Origin of the sequence: Sphingobacterium sp. BS-2 (assembly GCF_046161205.1) — a bacterium.
GTDB classification, from domain to species: domain Bacteria; phylum Bacteroidota; class Bacteroidia; order Sphingobacteriales; family Sphingobacteriaceae; genus Sphingobacterium; species Sphingobacterium mizutaii.
This window is the reverse complement of sequence record NZ_JBIXGO010000018.1, coordinates 201,247-221,473: the sequence shown is the minus strand read 5'-3', so window position 1 is coordinate 221,473 and position 20,227 is coordinate 201,247. Positions and strand designations below refer to the sequence as shown.

Genomic DNA, 20,227 nt, shown 5'->3' with positions numbered 1-20,227 from the left:
TGACATGTTTCTGTTTGGATAATGGGTAAAGGTCCTGTTGTATTTGGGGGTCAGATTTATTGATTAAAAATTAATTATATTATTATGCCAAAAAAAACGACTTTTGCACAAACGATTTTTGGACCAATGTAGGATTGTAAAATAAAGGAGGCGTATGGAAGAATTAGCAATGCTTGTAGCACATGTTGAGCAATTGATTGAACGTGGAGATCATACTGAGCTTGCGGATTATTTGAACGAACTAAATATTTCGGATGTTGAAGAATTGATCGATGAACTTCCCGAATACGGTCCCTTATTTTTAGAAACTTTAAGTCTTAAAAGAGCGGTGAATGTATTCCGTATTTTAGACTTCCCCACCCAAGAAAGAATTCTCAAAAAATTACCGGCTTCCAAGATCCGTGAGCTCCTTAACGAGATGCCTCCGGATGACCGTACTTCCTTCTTCTCGGAACTGAAAGGTGATGTCGTAAAAAGGCTCATTATTCTGTTGACACCGGAGGAGCGAAAGGAAGCATTGTCCTTGCTTGGATATCCTGAAGATTCAGTGGGTCGTCTGATGACTCCTGACTATATCACGGTCAAGGAACATTGGACCATGCCACGCGTGTTGGATCACATCCGTCGATACGGTTCGGCTTCTGAAACGATCGATGTCTTGTATGTCATCGACTCTGATGGAAAGCTGATCGATGACGTTCGGATCAAGGACATCCTTGTGGCGGAACCAGATAAGGTGATCGGTGACTTGATCGACAATCGACTGATCTCTTTGCATGCCGATGACCCACAAGAGGAAGCAGTAACCATTTTCCGGATGAACAATCGCGTAGCTCTTCCTGTAGTTGATGAACAGGATATCATGTTGGGTATTGTGACGATCGATGACATCTTATGGGTGGCCAACGAAGAGTACACCGAAGACATGCAACGTATCGGGGGTACCGAGGCTTTGGATGAGCCCTATTTGGATGTTTCGATCTTTCACTTGGTGAAGAAAAGGGCAGGATGGCTTATCGTGTTGTTTTTAGGCCAGCTGTTGACTTTTAATGTGCTTCAGCACTATGAGGCTAAGTTCACCACTGTTCTTGTCTTGTTGATGCCTGTAATCATGTCTAGCGGGGGTAACTCCGGTTCTCAAGCATCCACCCTGATCATTCAGGCGATGGCTATGGGTGAAGTCACCCTTCGGGACTGGTGGATGGTCATGAAGCGCGAGATACTTTCGGGATTGCTCCTTGGGGTAATCTTAGGGGTGTTAGGTTTCTTAAGAATTGGGGTCGAGGAAGTATTCAAGGATACTTATGGTGATGCATGGTACCTGTATGGTGCTGCTATCGGAAGTTCCTTAGTCGGCGTGGTCCTTTGGGGATCTTTGGTGGGAGCGATGTTGCCATTTATCCTGCGTAGGTTTGGAGCGGATCCAGCGAGTTCATCAGCTCCCTTTGTATCGACGATTGTCGATGTGACGGGTTTGGTGATCTACTTTAGCTTCGCGACCTATATCCTGCGAGATGTTCTGTTTAATTAATTCTAATTGGTTTTGAATAACTTGCGATAAATCGCCAAAAAATATTTGCACTTGTCGGAGAAACTTCCGATAATTGCATCACCGAAAACGAAAGGGACGGTTTAAACTCCTGAATAGCTCAGTTGGTTAGAGCATCTGACTGTTAATCAGAGGGTCGCTGGTTCGAGCCCAGCTTCAGGAGCCGGAAACAAAAAAAGATCTGCAAAATTTTTGCAGATCTTTTTTTGTTTAGTATTGAGATGTGAGATATGAGATTTGAGAAATTGGAAAGAATTTCATGTACACGTTTAATGTTTAAAATATTAAGATGCGAGATTTGAGGGTATTTCTACTATCTCAATACTCATGTCTCAATACTCATATCTCCTTAAAGAATTTCATATTCACCTTTAATGTTTAAAATATTAAGATGCGAGATTTGAGAGGTATTTCTACTATCTCAATACTCACATCTCAATTCTCAAATCTCCTTAAACCTTGTAATACTCCTCCCATCCTTTTGCTGGTGGTGGTCCGTAAAGCATTTCATTGGCGAAGCGGTCATTAGTGATCTGTTTGGTTTTGGGGTCGAACTCAATTCTGTTATTCATTTTTTGGGTGATGACCCCAAGGCAGAATACTTGGCTGAGTGGTCCGGCGATTTCAAAGGATGATCTGGTCTTTTCTGATCCTTTGCAGGCATTCAGGAAATTGGCGAAGTGGTTGGACGGGCTTGCTGGAACTTCAGGAAGTTTGGAAGCCATGTCCTTCGCTTTGGTTTCCGGAATGATGGATAAGGTGCTGGCGTGGGAACCTCCTTTGAAAATTAAATCTTTGGAATAGATGATTTTTCCAGGATTTAGTTTTGCGGGTTCTATTTTCCCCGTGCTTGGCGGTGGGATGTTGGGATCCAATCCAGAGACGCCATATCCTTCTGGGATCTGAGGAAGGTTTGTAAGTCCGTCATACCAGTTGATATCTACTGCAGGCATATTCTTTCTTTTTGGGAAATGGAAGTTCAGCGTAGAAGACATTGGGAAGAAATACGAGTTGTGTCCTTCCAAAGATTTTGCTTCGACAACTGTTGGCAAGCCTAGTTCTAGGAATTCATGGGCAGTATCTAGGATATGAGCTCCCCAATCGCCTAAAGCTCCCATTCCAAAGTCAAACCAACAGCGCCATTGTCCATTGACAAAGTCTTTGTTGTAATGATGGCCTAAGGTCTGCATTTGCCAGATTTCCCAATCTAGGGTCTCCGGTATCCTCTCAGGATAGGGAAAGCCTGTAGGGTTGGGATCCCAGCCGTGCCATCTCCTAGGGCTGTTCATGTGCGCATCGATTCGTGTGACATCTTTGATGATGCCAGCATCTTTCCATGCCTTGAACTGGAAGTAATTTGCCTCGGAGTGACCTTGGTTACCCATTTGGGTGGCTAGCTTAGGGTTTTTCTTGGCTTTTTGCATCATGAGCTCCACTTCGTTGAAGGTCCTTGCCATGGGTTTTTCCACATAGACATGCTTTCCTTGGTCGAGAGCCTGCATGGTAATGGCAAAATGGGCAAAGTCAGGCGTACCGATGGCAACAGCATCAAACTGGTTGCCCATCTCATCAAACATTTTCCGGAAATCTTGGTATCGTGGCGCATTGGGGAACATCTTGATGATTTCCTGGGTTTGTTTTGCACCCATGTCCACATCACAAAGCGCGACAATATTGCATTGTCCGGTCTTGTAAAGTTCCTTAATGATCTCGTTGGCTCTATTTCCTATTCCTACGCAGGCCAGATTAACTCTTTCATTGGGGCTAGCGAGCTTTACTTTGCCCAGAACGCTGTTGGAAAGCAAGACAGCACCGCCTGCCATAATGGATTTGCTAATAAAGCTCCTGCGTGATAAATAATGGTTCATATTTATTGACAGCTTATGGTTATTTAGTTTTGTTGATTTTAATCGATCGGAATGAAACTTCATCGCCATGGTCCTGAAGAAGGATGTGTCCTTCAGAAGCTTCCCCGAACTTATCCCAGTCCTTGTATTTGCTGATAGCCACCAAATCCTTGAACTCCTTTGATCCCCGTACATAGGATAATACTTTGACCCCGTTTAGGTAGTAGGTGACTTGGTTGTCCTTGTCTACCACTACGCGTCCGCGGTTCCATTCGCCTATAGGTCTTGTGGCACCACGGCCTTTGTCGGATGTAATAAGATCATAAAGAGAGGCGATGGTACGATTTCCATCTCTTCCTAATTTTGCATCAGGATGCTTGGCATCATCGAGAATCTGGTATTCTAGTCCGATTGCAGACCCCGAAGTTTTCTCGGCAAGGGTGACAAAGTATTTTACACCGCTATTTGCGCCAGGTGTTAGTTTAAATTCAAAGGAAAGGTCAAATACACTGTATTTATCTTTTGTGATGATATCGCCACCATTCGTTGACTCACCACCATCGGACTTTTGGACTTTTATGATTCCGTCCTTGATGGCCCAACCTTTTTCTGGGAAACTTTCGCCTTTTACACTTCTCCATCCATCGGAGTTCTTGCCATTGAATAGAAGTGTCGTGCCGTTCTTTTGCTCCGTAGGACTTAATGAATTGGGAGTCAGATTCACGATATATTGGCCATTGGGATAGGGGCTAGGTTTCAGGTTTTCGGTTTTGATTTTAATGTTTTTAAAATAAACCTTTTTTCCGTCCAATTCAGCAGGGATGCTGTGGACTTGCAAACCAATAAACCCAGAAGCATCAACGGTATCCACAACATAAGCTGCAGGAACCCCATTTACCCAAGAACGTAGTTCATTGCCGATGGCTTCAATCCGGATATGGTTGAATTCATCTTTTTTGTAAGCTGACTTTGAAGGCTCGTTTAAATCTAATGGATAGATCCAGCCCCTTCTGCCTTCATCATAGACACCGCCTGCCCAAGCACGTGCGGAAGGATCGATTTCGATCTGACGACCATATACTCTTCCTTTTCCGTTATTGGCATTGGGGTCTATATGGCTTCGGGTTTGAATCCCTGAATTGGTCTTGTCACCTTCGAGTTTGATGTCGAGTTCAAGGATAAAGTCGCCAAACTCTTTTTCCGTGATCAGGAAGGAGTTGGGAGTACCTTTCGTCATTCTTCCGACAATGGCTCCGTCTTCAACGGTATATGGGGCAGCTCCACCTGCGGATTTCCAACCGGCTAGGGTTTTGCCGTCAAACAGAGGTTTGAATCCTTTGTTGTCCGCGGATTGCGCATATCCTTGGGCGGATAATAATAGGGCAAGCCCTAGTGAGGAGATGGATTTGATTATTGTTCTTCTTTTCATTGATTGATTATTAATGGTATTCAACATATAGATTTTTCTTATTCTGCTTTTGGTCCTAATACTGTTCCTTCATCAGGTACGATGAGCGGTTTTTCATTTCTTTCGGCACCCGGATACCCAATGTTTTGGTTGATGATCCCTTTTAAGTTTGTATTGATTGCACTAGCAGGGACTGGCCAAAGGATATGGTGGACTGAAATTTTGTATTCTGCCCATTTTTGTTTCACTCCTTTGTTGTAGAAATTGCTTTTTGAAACCACGCGATCATACCAGAAGTTGACTCCAGTTTGCTTGATATTGGAATTAGTGCCACCAGGTCCACTGATGTTTTCTAAGTTGTAAACTCGTCCTCCAAAAATTTCACAAGGTTTTCGGGTTTTCGCGTAGGTGTATGATATCCTCACCAATTCAAGATGTCTGTTTTCTTCATAATACAACTCTCTTGCACGTTCGTCCAAGATTTCACCGATATTCACCTCGCCAGCTTGGAGTGGAGTAGCCCCAGCTCTTGTTCTTACTTCATTCAGTGCAGTTGCAGCCATTCCAGGTTGGTTTTTCCAGTAATATGATTCAGCTAAAAGTAGATAAACTTCTGCAGAGCGATATACATACCATGGGGTTTCACCGCCAGTCCATGTAGAGCTCAATGGATCTGGTACAAAAACCTTGTAATGTGGCCAAGAGAACCAAAGACGAATAGTGTCTTCAGGACTCATGCTAGGACTTTTGACGAAGTTCTTTCCATACCATTGGCTGCCTTTAGCTTTGAGGTCAGGACTGTTGTATTTCAGATCTTCCATACGCTTCCAACTGTTCATGTTATGGATTCCGCGAAGGTCATTCTTTTCTTTATCCGCCCTCCAAATTGAATTACTGAAATACCAAGTAGGCCTCAACCTGCCAATTCCTCTACCATAAGATTTATTAAGATCCATGGAGGGGTCTGTTTCACCGGGTGCAAGGTTGATATTGGTTCCCGTTTGTCCATCTGGAGTTTTGATGTTCCCGTTGTTCCAAAAAGGTACGGCATTACGCATGGTTTCAATTTTTGCCGATCCTTCAGCTTCTGGATAGGCGACCACATACATTAAACCTTCTGTATTGCTCATGTCTAGTTTTGCTTCTACGCTGTGCAAGTCAAACATCAAATTTGTATTTGGTCGGTTTTGGTTTACTGTAAACCTGTTTCTCATTAAGGGGTGTTTGGCGACTACTTCATTTCCAACCTTGATAGCAAGGTCAAAATCTTCCAAAGCCATGGCTACTTTCATCAAAAGAATACCACAGGCAGCTTTTGATGTCCTTCCACGGTCAACTATTTCAGGGACCCATTGATACGCGAATTCCAAGTCTTTTTTCAATCTCTTCAAAATACTCCATCTGTCATAAGAGTAGAAATCGTATTTCGGTTCATTGATTTCCCAATCTAGAAAAGGAACATCTCCAAATTGATGGACTAATTTATAATAGCGGTAAGCACGTTGGAAATAGGCAGCTCCGAGGATAGCGTTCTTTTCTGCATCATCCTTGAAAGTTGCATTGTCGATTCTAGAAATTACCGTATTTGCATATTTGATTCCCTTATAGGATTCATACCAATACCAGCCAACACGCGTATTGTTTTCATGGTTGAGTTGTGCATCTGGAAGGAGCGCAATGTCCATGTTCATCTGCGGGCCTGCTTTATCTGTTGTTCCCTCCACAGCAACATCAGATTGGATGATTTCTGTAAGGATCGGGGCACCATCACCGAAGAATTCATGGCGCATATTCCGCTCACAAGCCGTTAATGCAGAGTATAGGCCTTCAGGAGTGGAAAGGGCAACTTCAGGTGCATAGAAGGATAGCGGTTGAGGTTTTAGCCAATCTTTGCTACAACTTTCCATCAAGGTGATAGAAGCAGTACCGAATAAGCCGATATATAAAAGTTTTTTATAAGTTTTCATGGTCAATAGGTTATAGTGAGAAATTAAGGCTTAGGTTGTAAGTTCTAGGGACAGGGAATCCTTCGGGATCTCCAAATTCCCAATGTGGAGCCCACATGGCTGCATTCCTTACAGAGGCTGAAATCCTTAGGTTACGGATGCTTGCTTTCTCCAAGATGTTGGATGGCACCAAATAAGAAAGGGAAATGTTCTCTAACCTTACAAAGGATTTGTTGATGTAATTTGTTCCGATGTTCTTTGAACCAATTCTCGCATAGTCATCGATCGGGTTTTCTGCTGTCCAACGCGGCATAACATAATCGGTCGTACGGTCAGCGAAGTTGCTGTTATTTGCTGCACGATTAAATCCGTCAGTTTGACCCCAGTTGGAGTAAATGAATACAGATAGGTTGAAGTTTTTATAATTGAAGTCATTCCTCCAAGACCAACGGAAGCGTGGTGTTTTGTATCTTTGGAAGATACGGTCGGCATCAGTCATCACGCCATCGCCATTTTGGTCTAAGTATTTGAAGTCGCCGGGTTGCAATCCGAATTTGTCGGCTTCATCCACTTCATTTTGTTGCCAGACTCCTAGTCTTTCATAATCCCAAATTCTGTCTGGATCTTGGCCAATGAACCATCTGTTTTTAATGTCATCTGCTTCCTTTTGTCCAATAACATTTCCTGCATCGTCCTTAATGTCTACCATATCCCCATATAGGGTTACTATTTTTCTGCGGTTGAGCATGAAAATGAAATTAGAGGACCAGTTGAAGGTTTCTTTTTGAATGATATTTCCAGTTAAGCTTACATCGATACCATGGCTTTTCAGTTCACCTAAATTGGCTGCTACGCTACTGAATCCGATGATTTCAGGTAATTCGCGATCTACTAAAAGATCATGGGTTGTTGCGGTGTATAGGTCAATAGCTCCGGATAAACGGTTTTTGAACATCGCGAAGTCTAAACCTAGGTTATAAGAGGCTTTATTTTCCCATTTTAAGCCAAGGTTGGCCATTCGGTTTACATATAGTTGGGAGCCTAGGTAAATATTTCCTTTTGAATCGATGTAAGGATGTAAGCCTGAGGTCATATCCGAAAGCGCATCATATTGCGGGATATCACGGTTACCATTTCTACCCCAGGTCAATCTTAGTTTTCCGTAATCTAACCATGATTTTGTTCCCTCCATGAATTTCTCATTCGTGAAGTTCCATGCAAATGCCAATGCTGGAAAGGTTGCCCTTGGGTTTTGGGATCCAAATGCGGAATAACCATCACGACGTACGGAAGCCGTGAAAAGATAGGTATCCTTGAAAGAGTAGAATAAACGGCCCATGAGAGCATCTCCGGTGCGGTAGGTGTCATCACTTTCATTGAGGGGCACTGTTCCTGCTTGGATTCTGTGCCAACCTAAGATATCGCTAGGGACAAAGTTGGATGCTGTAGCTTTAGTTCTCCAGTACTGTCCTTTTTCAGCATTTTGCAAGAGAGTAACTTCGAAATTGTGGTCTCCAAATGCTTTTTTCCAACGAAGGACATTATCTATTTGCCAATTATAAGTTCTAAAAAAGGAACGTTCAGCAGTTCCACCCTTGGCTGCCCACTCTGGATTTAAAGAAGAATCATGGTTATAGTATTCTCTCCAGATAAATGATGGAGTGAAGTTGGATTGTATTTCAAATCCATAAGGCAAGGTAATCACACCATATAAAGTTGCATTTAAGGTGTTGTAGCGATCCACACGGTCTCTGAACATATTGTCAAAGAATGGATTGACTGGTGTAACATCGCCAGTCGGTAATCTTTGGTACAGGCTATTAGGATCACCAATATTATCAGAACCATAAGGCGGGATAATTGCTGATTGTCCCCAATCCGCTTGAAGGAAACCTTCGTTTCTAGCGGCGAAATTCGCATTGGTTCCTACTTTCAGGAAATTAGTGATCTTGGACTCGAGGTTAATTCTTGTTCTAAAGTTCTTGAATCTATTTCCTACGATAAACCCTTCTCGATCTACATGGTTTAGGGAGAAATAGTAGTTTAGGTTGTCTGTTTTATTGGAAATACTGGCAGTATAATCTTGTTGGATTCCTTTGTGAAAAACAAGGTCTTGCCAGTTTGTTTCTTTTCCGATCAGATAGTTTTCAATCTCAGGGGATCTCATTTCTAGCCTAGCCAACCAGGAACGGATTAATTGTTCTTCAGTTACGGTCGTTGCAGGATCTTTTTGATCGTAGTTGTACCAAGCCAATTGGTCTACATTCGATAATTTTCGTGGATCTACAAACATTTCAGGGTATTTGTCGTGGTAATCTTGAGCTCTCTTGCCCATTTCGTAGTCATAGCGATAAGCCAGGAATTCCTGTCCGTTCATGACTTTAGGCATATAGGAGTTTTCCACGAAGCCAAAATTGCCATTTAGGGTAATAGTTGGCTTTCCTGAAGCTCCACGTTTTGTTGTGATCAAAACAACCCCATTTGCCGCCCTGGCTCCATAGACAGCAGTAGCACTGGCATCTTTAAGGATATCAATGGAAGCAATATCATTTGGGTTGATGTCGGCGAAGGTTCCATCAAAGATGACCCCATCCACAACGTTTAGTGGGCTGGCGCCAGCCTTTAGAGTTCCTCTTCCTCTGACCAAAAGATCAGCATCGCCCTTGGCTGTATTTCCTTGACTGATTACAATACCTGCGGCATTCCCTCTTAAAAGATCTTGAACCGATCTTGGCGCTTCTTTTTCAAGCTTCTCGGCTTGTACAGAAGCTACAGCCCCTGTTAGGTCTTTTCGTTTTTGAGTGCCATAACCTACCACCACGACTTCATCAAGATCTTCGGCTTTAGGTTGCAGGGTAATTTGAAGGTCTTGGCTGTTGATGTTGACGGTTTGGCTGTTGAAACCTGTGTGGGTAATGGTCAAGGTTCCTCTGTTGCCGTCTGTTAATTCAAGCTCGAATTTTCCGTCCCCATCTGAAAGGGTTCCATTTTTAGTCCCTGACTGCATGATGCTGGCCCCTTCAACAGGCATTCCATCGGTTGATTTTACAGTCCCTCGTATGAGGTTTTGGTTTTGTTGAGAAAAACAGGGAGCTGCCGAGAGCAGAATCATCCCAAAAGAGAATAGGATGAGTAAAACGTACTGTTTTGTCATAATTTAAAGAGTTTAAGGTTTACATTGCATTTTCACCTTCAAAAGCTGTTTAGATAGGCCTTCGAAGCGGTAAATGTTGTTAGATAATGATTGATGTATTCTGGTTTATAACACAATTATAACCAATAAATTACCTGAGATTGCTAAACCGATATATCTTTATTTACGAAAACGTTATAGTTGAAAAGTGCTAATGTTTTGGATGGTTTGTTGTTGGTTATCAGTGTTTTGACGGATTGTTTGCCTGCTTTGTTGACCATCTCAAAAAATCAGGGGATTTCAGGAATTCACAATTGGGTGCCTCTCTTATTCTAAAAATAATTATATTGTGGAATCAACTTACCCATTATAAACAATTTATGCTATTACTAGGGATTGACTTAGGGACTTCTTTTATTAAAGTTTCTGTGTTGGATGCACAGACTGGGAAACGAATAGTTTCTGCCCAATATCCGGAAACCGAATCTGAAATCATATCGCAACAAAAGGGTTGGGCTGAACAAGATCCCGATCTTTGGTGGCAGAATACCAAGAAAGCCATATTGAAAGCCAATAGAAGCGGACAGTATGACCCTAAAGACATTGCTGCAATTGGAATTGCCTATCAGATGCATGGTCTGGTTGTGGTCGATAAGGAACAAAATGTTCTCCGCAATTCCATTATTTGGTGTGATAGTCGGGCAGTGGAAATTGGAAATGAAGCTTTTCAATCGTTAGAACCCCAAGGATTTCTAAAATCTCACCTTAATTCTCCTGGTAATTTTACAGCGTCTAAGCTCTCTTGGGTTAAGAACAATGAACCTGCTCTGTACGAAAAGGTGCATAAGTTCATGCTTCCGGGCGACTTTCTTTGTATGTGCTTGACCAAGCAGATCAATTCTAATCCGAGTTCTATTTCTGAAGGGATATTATGGGATTTTGAAAAAGATGCCTTATCGGATACCTTGTTGGATTATTATGGAATTGACCAAGCTTTAGTTCCTGATGTGCAGCCTATTTTTTCGAATTACGGTTCTATCGATAAAGGGGTTGCCGCAGAATTAGGGCTCTCTGAAAAGGCTATTGTGAGTTATAAAGCGGGCGATCAGCCCAACAATGCACTCTCCTTAGGGGTGATTGATGCTGGCGAAGTAGCAGCTACGGCTGGGACCTCGGGTGTGATCTATGCAGTAGCCGACCATTTGATATTTGATAAACAATCGAGGGTAAATAGCTTTGCCCATGTCAACCATAGTAAAGACCAAAGTAATATTGGCGTACTGTTGTGCATTAATGGGACCGGAATACAGAATAGCTGGATTAAAAAATTGACTGCCCAGGGTCTAGATTACGATCAGATTAACCAAAAGGCAGCCGATATAGCTATTGGTTCTGAAGGCATCGTTGTTTTGCCATTTGGTAATGGCGCTGAGCGGATGCTGAACAATAAAACCGTTAATGGACATATTGAAAACCTTGATTTTGTGAGGCATGATGCGGCGCATATCTGGCGAGCAGTCCAAGAAGGCATTGCCCATTCTTTTCGATATGGACTGGATATCATTAAGGAAAATGAAATCCATCCAACGGTCATCAAAGCCGGTTATGCCAATATGTTCTTGAGTCCCGTGTTTCAGCAGTCCTTTGCAGGAGTGACCAATGTACCTGTCGAGCTGTATGAGAATGATGGCAGTGTGGGAGCGGCTTTGGGTGCAGGGATTGGTGCTCAGGTTTATAAAGATAAAAAAGAGGCATTCTCAGGTTTGAAAAAGATAAAGACCATCGAGCCTCAGGATAAGGAAACCTATAATGAGCTCTATGCGAATTGGAAGGAAAGTTTACAACAGAAATTATAATCAACTATAAATATGAAAGTTTTAATTGGAGAAAAAGAGTATTTTAAGAACATCGGGCAAATCAAATACGAAGGTTTAGATTCCGATAATCCATTGGCATTTCGTTGGTATGACGCAAAAAAGGTCATTGGGGGAAAGACGATGGAAGAGCATTTTAAATTTGCATGTGCCTACTGGCACTCATTCAATGGAAATGGAGCGGATCCTTTTGGTGGGCAGACCCACTTCTTTCCTTGGGATGAGAAATCAAAGGCACTTGACCGTGCAAAAGATAAGATGGATGCAGCTTTTGAGTTCATGACGAAATTGCAATTGCCGTATTATTGTTTCCATGATGTCGATCTAGTAGATTATGGAAATGACGTCAATGAGAATGACTCGAATCTGGCAGCTATTGCAGAATACGCCAAAGAGAAACAAAAAGAAAGCGGAATTAAGTTGCTGTGGGGTACTGCTAACCTTTTCAGCCATCATCGTTATATGAATGGTGCTTCAACCAACCCTGATTTCCATGTATTGGCACATGCAGGAGCACAAGTGAAAGCAGCTTTGGACGCTACGATTGCGTTGAAAGGTGAGAACTATGTGTTCTGGGGTGGTAGAGAAGGATATATGTCCTTATTGAATACCAACATGAAGCGCGAACAGGAGCATTTGGCAAAATTCTTACACATGTCAAAGGATTACGCGCGCAAGAACGGTTTCAAAGGAACATTCTTTATTGAACCAAAACCATGTGAGCCAACAAAGCACCAATATGATTATGACTCGGCAACTGTGATCAGTTTCTTAAGGCAATATGATCTATTGGAAGATTTTAAATTGAATATTGAAGTAAACCATGCCACATTAGCTGGCCATACCTTCCAACATGAACTACAAGTAGCTGCAGATGCAGGTATGTTAGGTTCAATCGATGCTAACCGTGGAGATTATCAAAATGGATGGGATACCGACCAATTCCCAAATGACCTTAATGAATTGACAGAAGCTATGTTGATTATTTTGGAAGCAGGAGGCTTGCAAGGGGGAGGTGTGAACTTTGATGCTAAGATCAGAAGGAATTCAACTGACCCAGAAGATTTGTTCTATGCTCATATCGGCGGTATGGATGCGTTTGCGAGAGCCTTGGTTACTGCAGATAACATCCTTCAGAAATCTGATTACAAGAAAATCCGAAAAGATCGTTATGCAAGTTTTGATAAAGGAAAAGGAGCAGAGTACGAGCAAGGGAAACTGACTTTGGAAGATTTGAGAACCTATGCAGTTGAGAACGGAGAACCTGAAATGAGAAGTGGAAAACAGGAATTCTTAGAGAATTTAGTCAATCGTTATATTTAGTCGATCGAATTGATAAGATAATTTTCATTGGATATGAGTGGATTACGTGTTTAAAGGCTTTTTTTGATAAATATTTCAAATTTTTGTTTGTGTATTAATTATTAAAAACCTATTTTTGTACCACTTTGAAGATGAGGGCAACCTTATCAATTCGAATTCCTGAATAGCTCAGTTGGTTAGAGCATCTGACTGTTAATCAGAGGGTCGCTGGTTCGAGCCCAGCTTCAGGAGCAAAAATAAAACAGCCGGCCAATCGCCGGCATTTTTTTTATAACATAATTTATATCCATGAGTTTAGTAATCGTTGGAACAGTTGCTTTCGATGCCATTGAAACCCCATTTGGCAAAACCGATAAAATCGTTGGTGGAGCAGCTACATTTGCTGGATTAGCAGCATCTTATCTATTCCCAGATGTTAAATTAATTTCTGTTATTGGAGAAGACTTTGGAGATGATAACTTAAACATCATCAAGTCAAGAGGAATCAATGTGGAAGGCGTAGAAGTGATCCCTGGAGGGAAATCTTTCTTTTGGTCCGGAAAATACCATAATGATATGAACAGCCGTGATACCTTGATCACCGAGTTGAACGTATTGGCAGATTTTGACCCGAAGATTCCTGCATCCTACCAAGATTGTGAGTATTTATTGTTGGGTAACTTGACTCCAGCAGTACAGATGGCTACCTTGAACCGTTTGGAAAATAAACCAAAGCTGGTTGTTTTGGATACCATGAACTTCTGGATGGACGTAGCATTGGATGAATTGAAAGAGGTGTTGAAGAAAGTTGATGTCTTGACGATCAACGATGCTGAAGCAAGACAATTGTCTGGTGAATACTCTTTGGTTAAAGCTGCTGAGAAAATCCTTCAAATGGGACCTCAATACCTCATCATCAAAAAAGGAGAGCACGGAGCATTGTTGTTTGGAGAAGGTCAGGTCTTTTCAGCACCAGCATTGCCATTAGCCGATGTATTTGATCCAACAGGTGCAGGAGATTCATTTGCAGGTGGTTTTATTGGATATTTAGCAAAGCTACAGTCCATTAATTTTGCCAACATGAAGAATGCGATTATTTTCGGATCTGCTTTAGCTTCTTTTTGTGTAGAGAAATTTGGAACGGAAAGATTACAGAATCTAAGCAATGAAGAAATATCGAACCGTATACAAGAGTTTGTGAAACTTTCAAAATTCGAGATAAGCGAATAAGCTTATCTCGAATTTCTTTAAGCTCCCTTTGCGACATTTAAAATTGTACAAGGGGTCTACGGCTTAATTTGAATAAACCTTTAATAATATTTTTTCGGATGTTTTAAAGAGATTAATTCTCTTTGAATTTATATGCAGTAAGTGTCTTTTTCATTGACTTCCTTGCTACATGTATCCTTGTTTTTACTGTTCCTATTGGAATCTGCAGATGGTCAGATATTTCATGGTATTTATAACCTTCAAAATACATGGTGAACGGGATGTAATATTCATCGGATAATTTGGATAGCGCATAGTTGATATCCTCCATGATGAACTTGTTTTCACCATTGTTTTTTGCTGCAGAAACAACAAGGTTAATTTGTGAGATTTCTTCTTCCTTCGTGATAAAGGAATTGGTTTTTACGACGCGACGGTAATTATTGATAAAGGTGTTCTTCATAATGGTATAAAGCCAACCTTTCAAATTGGTTCCGTCCCTGAAGTTCTTAAAGTACGTGACTGCCTTGAGTAAGGTGTCTTGTACTAAGTCGTTAGCATCTTCGTGATCACGGGTGAAGTTTCTGGCGTAACTTCGAAGTGATTCTGAATGCTTAACAACTAGTGAGTTAAATTCGATCTTGTTCATACAATTAGCGATTATAGTATAGTTAAATGATGCGATGTTTCCAGGCAAGTGCCTGATTTAAGCTGAACAACCGAAAAAATTATTAAGCCATAATATTTCTACGGTACACTATACAATTCTTGTGCAGTAAATTAATAAAATTGTGGATATCGATATTTTAGCAGAAGGAATTTTCGCGACACGAAAGTGGAATAAAAACGTGTAACGGCTTTTATTGTATTATAATCGATGATTATTGTTTTATAATAAAAAAAATATCGGAGTCAAGAAAATGTGGAAAACTTTTATAGTATGTTGACTTCCCTTTCCAAAACAACAGCAAACTGTGTATTCACATCGTCCACAATAGTAGACGATACTTCAAATATTTCATTACCAGTTGCTTTTCCAATGTTTGTGAGAACCAAAGCTTGATTTTTCCACACAGCCACCTGGCCAACCGTTTTTCCTTTCCATCCACACTGTTCAATCAGCCAGCCAGCCGCCAGCTTTTCATGGTCTTGGTCCATGGTATAATGTACGATTTGGGGAAATTGTTTTTGAAGTTCTAAAAACTGCGATTTTGGGATAATTGGGTTCTTGAAAAAGCTGCCAGCATTGCCAATAGTTGATGGATCTGGAAGCTTTTCTACGCGTATATAAGATACCACCTCAGCTACATCTTTGATGCTTGGGTTGCTGATGCCTCTCTTTTCCAATTCGCTTTCAATGGCGCCGTAGCTCGTGTTGATCTTGCCAAATAGTTCAAGCTTGTAAGTAACACTGCAGATGATGAATCTGCCCTTATATTCCCTCTTGAAAATACTGTCCCGATATGAGAATTGACAATCTTGGTTGTTGAAGGTGATAAATTCACCAGTTTTGCAATCAAATGCTCGGCAAGAATAAAAGATATGCATCAGTTCCTGACCATAAGCACCTATGTTCTGGATAGGTGATGCACCAACCGTTCCAGGGATCAGTGCCATGTTCTCCAAACCAGGGAAATCATGCTCGATACAGTACCATACCAGTTCATTCCACACTTCTCCACCGGCTGCAGTGACGAATACATTATTGCCTTCAATAAAGTGCTGTATCCCTTTATTAGCTACATGGACGATCAAACCCGGATAATCTTTGGTGAATAGAACATTGCTTCCACCACCTAAGATGAAAAATTCATTTTCGAATGCTCCTGCAGAAAATAAGTCTTTTAAAACCTGCTCATCTTCTACCTGAATATATTGATTTGCTATGGCCTCAATACCGAAAGTATTCAGGTTTTTTAGGGATTTATTCTCTTGAGTAGCGTTTTTCATTTTTTTGACCGAATCCTTTAAAAGTTCGAAAAATTAATCTATCTTAGTTTACAAGGCTGTAAAGATAGGTAAACGGCAAATTATAAACTAATTTTATTGTGTATGGCAAAAAATGCAGATGCGAAAAGGGTGAAGATATTGGAGGCGGCAAAGCGTAGGTTTGCACATTATGGATTAGCCAAAACTACCATGGCGGAGATTGCCCAGGACCTGTCATTTTCTAAAGCATTACTTTACTATTACTTTCCTGATAAAAATAGATTATACGCCGCTGTATTTGAAATGGCTGTGGATGAGATTGTCAATGAAACGACTCAAAAGATCGCGCAATCTAAAAGTGTCAACGAAGCTATGGAAGCATTCTTGTGTACCAGGTTGCGTATTATCAAGGACAATTTCAATCTGTTTGAGTTCAGTTATTCGTTGCGGAATGAAATGCCACCTGATATTGAAGCCATCCTACCATCTTTGTTCGAAAAAGAAATCAAACAAGTTTGCTTAGTTCTGAGAAAAGGAGTGGATACCAAAGAAATCGATGTAGAAGAAATTGAAATAACAGCTAAAATCCTCTTGATTTCTCTATTGGGAATGCGGATCGGTATCTTACAAGAATTCAAGAATCTTTTCCTGCCACCATCCAAAGAAGAGTTTGATTATATCCTAAATCTCCAGAAAAAGTTGGCGAAGATTTTCATCAACGGTCTAAGAGTTTAGATTCTTTTCCAAAATACTTTTTACGATCAAATGTGCATGGATCCTAGAGTTTTCTATGAACCATAGATGCGTATTCAATCCTCCGCAAACCACGCCCGCCAAATATAGGTTTTCAACGTTGGTTTCCATGGTTTCTGGATTATGTGCAGGGATGCAGGGAGCTATTGAAGGAACTTCAACCCCTATTTTTTCAAGGAATTCAAAGTTAGGGCGATAACCTGTCAAAGCCAAAACAAAATCATTCTCGATATTGATCAATCCTTTTGGAGTAGAAACCTGAACTTCTCTTTCCCCAATGCTGACGATGTTTGACCTGTAATGTACTTTTACTTCGCCATTGGTGATACGGTTCTCGATATCTGGACGAACCCAATATTTCACCCTAGGACTAACTTCCTTGCCTCTTATGATCAAAGTTACATCGGCGCCCTTCCTGTAGGTTTCCAGGGCAGCATCAATTGAGGAATTGCTTGCTCCCACGACAATGACTTTTTGATTCGCATAATAATGTGGGTCATCATAATAGTGACGGACCTTTTCCAAACCTTCTCCAGGGACCCCCAAATACATCGGGATATCATAAAATCCAGTGGCTACAATTACGTTTTTCGCTCTATAGATTGATTTATTGGTAGTGACCTGAAAGGTGCCATCAAGTTTATTGATGGTCAGGACTTCCTCAAATAGATGGGTATTAAGATTGAATTTCTTTTCTACGCGTCTATAATATTCTAGTGCTTCAGCACGCCTAGGTTTAGGGTTTGTAGTGACAAATGGAGTATCGCCGATTTCCAGTCTCTCCGAAGTGGAGAAGAAAGTCATATTGATCGGGTAATTGTATAAAGAGTTTGTTAAACAACCTTTTTCAATGATTACATGGCTTAAGTTGTTTTTCTTTGCTTCAATTCCACAAGCGATCCCAATTGGGCCGCCGCCTACTATCAATACATCAATTAAGTTGTCCATTTGCCATTTCGATTTGTTCAGGATGTATAGAACTTTCCTTTTCTATCACATCCAGGGTAGATTTGTATAAATCTGAGGAAATTTTATTTAAGAATTGCAATTGTTCTGTAATTAATTTGGATTCCTCCGGATCCAAAGTTTCAGGAGTGATCTCAGGAAAATCACTTACTGGAATAAATTCATCCGCACCTTTTATGGGAACAGCCTCAATAGACTTGCTAACATTCTGAAGGACCTTTTTCAGAAGGGTTAAGTGTTCCTTGGTGTAGTTAGTTTCCGTGGCTTCCGTCAATTGTGTCAGCAATGTAGCTCCATAAGAGGAAAGGATGTGGTTTAAGATCACCAATCGGTTGACCTCTTTAGTGCTCTTCTGTCTCCATTTCGGTTCCGATAGCATCCTTTGGAATGTAGAACCCATATTGGCAGAAGCAATGTAGAGTTCCTTCCTGGAAAGCTTATAGCTTGTGACAGTGATTTCTTCACCTGAAAGGATCCGAACCGCTTGAGCGAGGTATTTATAGTTGGCAATCAGCAATTGCCTGATATTGTTCTTAACCTGGAAACTCTCCCAGTTAGGGAAAATTATATAGCTCGACAAAAAGGCGATCATACCACCTAAAAAGGTGTCGAAAATCCTTTCTTTGGCAACTTCAAAGGTGTTAAGGCCAGAAAAACTCAGCATGATCAAGACATAAGGAGTCATGAACATGACCGCCATAATATAATTGACTCGGAAGAGACTATAGGCAATCAGGAAGAAAAAGATCAAGATGACAAACCGTGCCACCTCTGAATGTACCGTCATCAAGATTATGGCACCAATGATACCGCCAATGATCGTCCCAAGGAGACGCTGGAAATTCCTTTCCTTGGTCAATCCGAATCCTGGTTTCAAGATCACCATAATGGTCAGCAATATCCAATAACTGCCCATGGTGCCTATGTTGAAAAAGTCAAGGTTGAACACGATATAGGTGATAGCCATCACAATAGCCATCCGTAGTGCATGCCGGAAAATACTCGAGTTGAAGGAAAGGTTGTCCTTTAATTTTCTCGGGTCGATATGCTCGGTTTGGATAAACTTCGAAGCCTCTTCAATTTCCTGTTTCTTGATGCTATTCGGTCTTACAACCGCATAATTATAGATGTTATGGATAAAAATGCTGATGTTCCTGACACTGATCAAAATCTTTTTCAGCGGGATGCTATTGATCTTATCTTTCTTTTCAAGCGCTTCAATAGATCGCATGATATTCTCGATGTCTTCCTTGAAATTGTATAATGGCTTGGGAACACGGTTTGCATTCAATTGATAGGCCAGGTGGTCCAATTCATTTGCTATTTTCAGCAATAGATGCTTAAAATCCTTTAAGATCCCCGTATGTCCATATTCCTTTTGGATCAGTTCATAATCATAATGGGTTGTCATAGACTGCTCAAAGAGGTCTACCACATCGTTAAAAGTCAAAGTCAGGTAACGACCGATCTTGGTGGTATCTTTAATGGATCTCTTGCTTTGGAATAGCAGGTCCCTTACATTTTCTTGATGCTCATGGACCTCAATCTGCTTATCAATGAGTTTGCTGTAATTCTCGTCGATAGATTTATGGATATCATAGAAATTCGCCCGTAATCTGATGAAATCACCAACGTGCCTAATGGTTTCTGAGAGTTCCTGTTGGGCCAGTCGATAAGGCCTGGCTTGGGTAATCGAGAAACTGATGAGCATATACCAAACTGCTCCAAGGGTGAAATAGAAGAGGAGCATCATTTCCTCTTGGAAGGAATTGATGTCATCGACATAGATCAACATGATCAGAATCCCCATTGAACCTACTGTAGCAGCACGGGCATTGAAGACTGCAAACATGGAATAGGTAAAACAAAGAAGACCCAGTACAATGGCCATGACCCAAATATTTCCATTCGCAAGAAAAGTGATGAATTGGGTCAAGATGCAGACGATTAAACAAGCAATCATACCTGTTCTACGATGCGAAGGAGCACCCGGAGTATCCGAAAGCCCCACTAATAATGCACCTAAAGAAATATAAGTTCCCAAAAGGAATTTGCCCAATGATGCACAAATCAAAATAGGAACAATACAACCAATGGTAATGCGTAGACCGTCAGCAAAATACTGACTGTAGAAGAAATTGCTTAATTCTTTGGTTTTTTTCATGTTTTGTTGAAACAAAGATACATAAGCAGTGGTTAAATTATGGAGTAAAATGCATGAAATTCAATAAAATCTTTAATTATCTCAAGGTTTAAACCGCGGATATGCAAAACTCTGATAACCATTCCTTAAATTGAAGGAAATGGGGAA

Annotated in this window: 13 protein-coding genes and 2 tRNA genes; 7 read left to right on the top strand and 8 right to left on the bottom strand. The window is 41.1% G+C overall.

The window, feature by feature from the left end; all coding sequences use genetic code 11:
- The first annotated feature begins 154 nt into the window (after nucleotides 1–154).
- A complete protein-coding gene (mgtE, locus tag ACK2WI_RS11245; protein ID WP_093098307.1) occupies nucleotides 155–1,531 on the top strand; it encodes a magnesium transporter in 1,377 nt (458 codons plus the stop codon).
- A gap of 107 nt (nucleotides 1,532–1,638) precedes the next feature.
- A tRNA-Asn gene (locus tag ACK2WI_RS11240) sits at nucleotides 1,639–1,712 on the top strand.
- A gap of 289 nt (nucleotides 1,713–2,001) precedes the next feature.
- Here the strand turns inward: ACK2WI_RS11240 and ACK2WI_RS11235 are convergent.
- The 4 genes from ACK2WI_RS11235 to ACK2WI_RS11220 are packed head-to-tail and all read right to left on the bottom strand — an operon-like array spanning nucleotide 2,002 to nucleotide 9,904.
- The gene (locus ACK2WI_RS11235) at nucleotides 2,002–3,417 is read right to left on the bottom strand and encodes a Gfo/Idh/MocA family oxidoreductase (protein WP_409150854.1); all 1,416 of its coding nucleotides are present in this window, start codon (nucleotides 3,415–3,417) and stop codon (nucleotides 2,002–2,004) included.
- A gap of 19 nt (nucleotides 3,418–3,436) precedes the next feature.
- Complete coding sequence (locus ACK2WI_RS11230; protein WP_409150852.1) at nucleotides 3,437–4,825, bottom strand: DUF1080 domain-containing protein; 1,389 nt, start codon at nucleotides 4,823–4,825, stop codon at nucleotides 3,437–3,439.
- Between the two features lie 38 nt (nucleotides 4,826–4,863).
- Nucleotides 4,864–6,771, bottom strand: a complete 1,908-nt coding sequence (locus tag ACK2WI_RS11225; protein WP_409150850.1) for a RagB/SusD family nutrient uptake outer membrane protein — start codon at nucleotides 6,769–6,771, stop codon at nucleotides 4,864–4,866.
- A 10-nt stretch (nucleotides 6,772–6,781) separates the two neighbouring features.
- Entirely contained in the window at nucleotides 6,782–9,904 is a 3,123-nt protein-coding gene (locus ACK2WI_RS11220) for a SusC/RagA family TonB-linked outer membrane protein (protein ID WP_312696943.1), read from the bottom strand.
- Nucleotides 9,905–10,263: 359 nt separating this feature from the next.
- Between ACK2WI_RS11220 and ACK2WI_RS11215 the strand changes: the two genes are divergently transcribed.
- The 4 genes from ACK2WI_RS11215 (at nucleotide 10,264) to ACK2WI_RS11200 (ending at nucleotide 14,289) form a co-directional block, all read left to right on the top strand.
- Nucleotides 10,264–11,739, top strand: a complete 1,476-nt coding sequence (locus tag ACK2WI_RS11215) for a xylulokinase (protein ID WP_409150848.1) — start codon at nucleotides 10,264–10,266, stop codon at nucleotides 11,737–11,739.
- A gap of 12 nt (nucleotides 11,740–11,751) precedes the next feature.
- On the top strand, nucleotides 11,752–13,080 hold the full coding sequence (gene xylA, locus ACK2WI_RS11210; RefSeq protein WP_409150846.1) for a xylose isomerase: 1,329 nt from the start codon (nucleotides 11,752–11,754) through the stop codon (nucleotides 13,078–13,080).
- A 157-nt stretch (nucleotides 13,081–13,237) separates the two neighbouring features.
- Nucleotides 13,238–13,311: transfer RNA gene (locus tag ACK2WI_RS11205), tRNA-Asn, on the top strand.
- A 57-nt stretch (nucleotides 13,312–13,368) separates the two neighbouring features.
- Nucleotides 13,369–14,289 (top strand): PfkB family carbohydrate kinase, encoded by a 921-nt coding sequence (locus ACK2WI_RS11200; RefSeq protein ID WP_093098298.1) that lies wholly within the window; start codon nucleotides 13,369–13,371, stop codon nucleotides 14,287–14,289.
- Between the two features lie 112 nt (nucleotides 14,290–14,401).
- Here the strand turns inward: ACK2WI_RS11200 and ACK2WI_RS11195 are convergent, their stop codons facing one another.
- Together ACK2WI_RS11195 and murB are read right to left on the bottom strand one after the other, a co-directional pair.
- Complete coding sequence (locus ACK2WI_RS11195) at nucleotides 14,402–14,917, bottom strand: RNA polymerase sigma factor (RefSeq protein WP_093098297.1); 516 nt, start codon at nucleotides 14,915–14,917, stop codon at nucleotides 14,402–14,404.
- Nucleotides 14,918–15,201: 284 nt separating this feature from the next.
- Nucleotides 15,202–16,218 carry a UDP-N-acetylmuramate dehydrogenase gene (murB, locus tag ACK2WI_RS11190; RefSeq protein WP_409150843.1) on the bottom strand — a complete coding sequence of 339 codons (1,017 nt, stop codon included), beginning with the start codon at nucleotides 16,216–16,218 and terminating at the stop codon, nucleotides 15,202–15,204.
- A gap of 102 nt (nucleotides 16,219–16,320) precedes the next feature.
- On the opposite strand from murB, the gene ACK2WI_RS11185 reads away from it, so the two are divergent.
- Nucleotides 16,321–16,932: a TetR/AcrR family transcriptional regulator gene (locus tag ACK2WI_RS11185; RefSeq protein ID WP_409150842.1), complete on the top strand. Its 612-nt coding sequence runs from the start codon at nucleotides 16,321–16,323 to the stop codon at nucleotides 16,930–16,932.
- On the opposite strand, the gene ACK2WI_RS11180 is transcribed toward ACK2WI_RS11185, so the two are convergent.
- On the bottom strand, nucleotides 16,921–17,898 hold the full coding sequence (locus tag ACK2WI_RS11180; RefSeq protein ID WP_409150841.1) for a YpdA family putative bacillithiol disulfide reductase: 978 nt from the start codon (nucleotides 17,896–17,898) through the stop codon (nucleotides 16,921–16,923). The two genes, ACK2WI_RS11185 and ACK2WI_RS11180, sit on opposite strands and share 12 nt — an antisense overlap.
- Nucleotides 17,882–20,080, bottom strand: a complete 2,199-nt coding sequence (locus tag ACK2WI_RS11175) for an FUSC family membrane protein (protein WP_409150840.1) — start codon at nucleotides 20,078–20,080, stop codon at nucleotides 17,882–17,884. The genes ACK2WI_RS11180 and ACK2WI_RS11175 overlap by 17 nt, the downstream gene beginning before the upstream one ends.
- Between the last annotated feature and the right edge of the window lie 147 nt (nucleotides 20,081–20,227).

Excerpts from the sequence above, each read along its gene's own strand:
- mgtE (WP_093098307.1), top strand. The coding sequence starts at position 155 with ATGGAAGAATTAGCAATGCTTGTAGCACATGTTGAGCAATTGATTGAA.
- ACK2WI_RS11235 (WP_409150854.1), bottom strand. The coding sequence starts at position 3,417 with ATGAACCATTATTTATCACGCAGGAGCTTTATTAGCAAATCCATTATG.
- ACK2WI_RS11230 (WP_409150852.1), bottom strand. The coding sequence starts at position 4,825 with ATGAAAAGAAGAACAATAATCAAATCCATCTCCTCACTAGGGCTTGCC.
- ACK2WI_RS11225 (WP_409150850.1), bottom strand. The coding sequence starts at position 6,771 with ATGAAAACTTATAAAAAACTTTTATATATCGGCTTATTCGGTACTGCT.
- ACK2WI_RS11220 (WP_312696943.1), bottom strand. The coding sequence starts at position 9,904 with ATGACAAAACAGTACGTTTTACTCATCCTATTCTCTTTTGGGATGATT.
- ACK2WI_RS11215 (WP_409150848.1), top strand. The coding sequence starts at position 10,264 with ATGCTATTACTAGGGATTGACTTAGGGACTTCTTTTATTAAAGTTTCT.
- xylA (WP_409150846.1), top strand. The coding sequence starts at position 11,752 with ATGAAAGTTTTAATTGGAGAAAAAGAGTATTTTAAGAACATCGGGCAA.
- ACK2WI_RS11200 (WP_093098298.1), top strand. The coding sequence starts at position 13,369 with ATGAGTTTAGTAATCGTTGGAACAGTTGCTTTCGATGCCATTGAAACC.
- ACK2WI_RS11195 (WP_093098297.1), bottom strand. The coding sequence starts at position 14,917 with ATGAACAAGATCGAATTTAACTCACTAGTTGTTAAGCATTCAGAATCA.
- murB (WP_409150843.1), bottom strand. The coding sequence starts at position 16,218 with ATGAAAAACGCTACTCAAGAGAATAAATCCCTAAAAAACCTGAATACT.
- ACK2WI_RS11185 (WP_409150842.1), top strand. The coding sequence starts at position 16,321 with ATGGCAAAAAATGCAGATGCGAAAAGGGTGAAGATATTGGAGGCGGCA.
- ACK2WI_RS11180 (WP_409150841.1), bottom strand. The coding sequence starts at position 17,898 with ATGGACAACTTAATTGATGTATTGATAGTAGGCGGCGGCCCAATTGGG.
- ACK2WI_RS11175 (WP_409150840.1), bottom strand. The coding sequence starts at position 20,080 with ATGAAAAAAACCAAAGAATTAAGCAATTTCTTCTACAGTCAGTATTTT.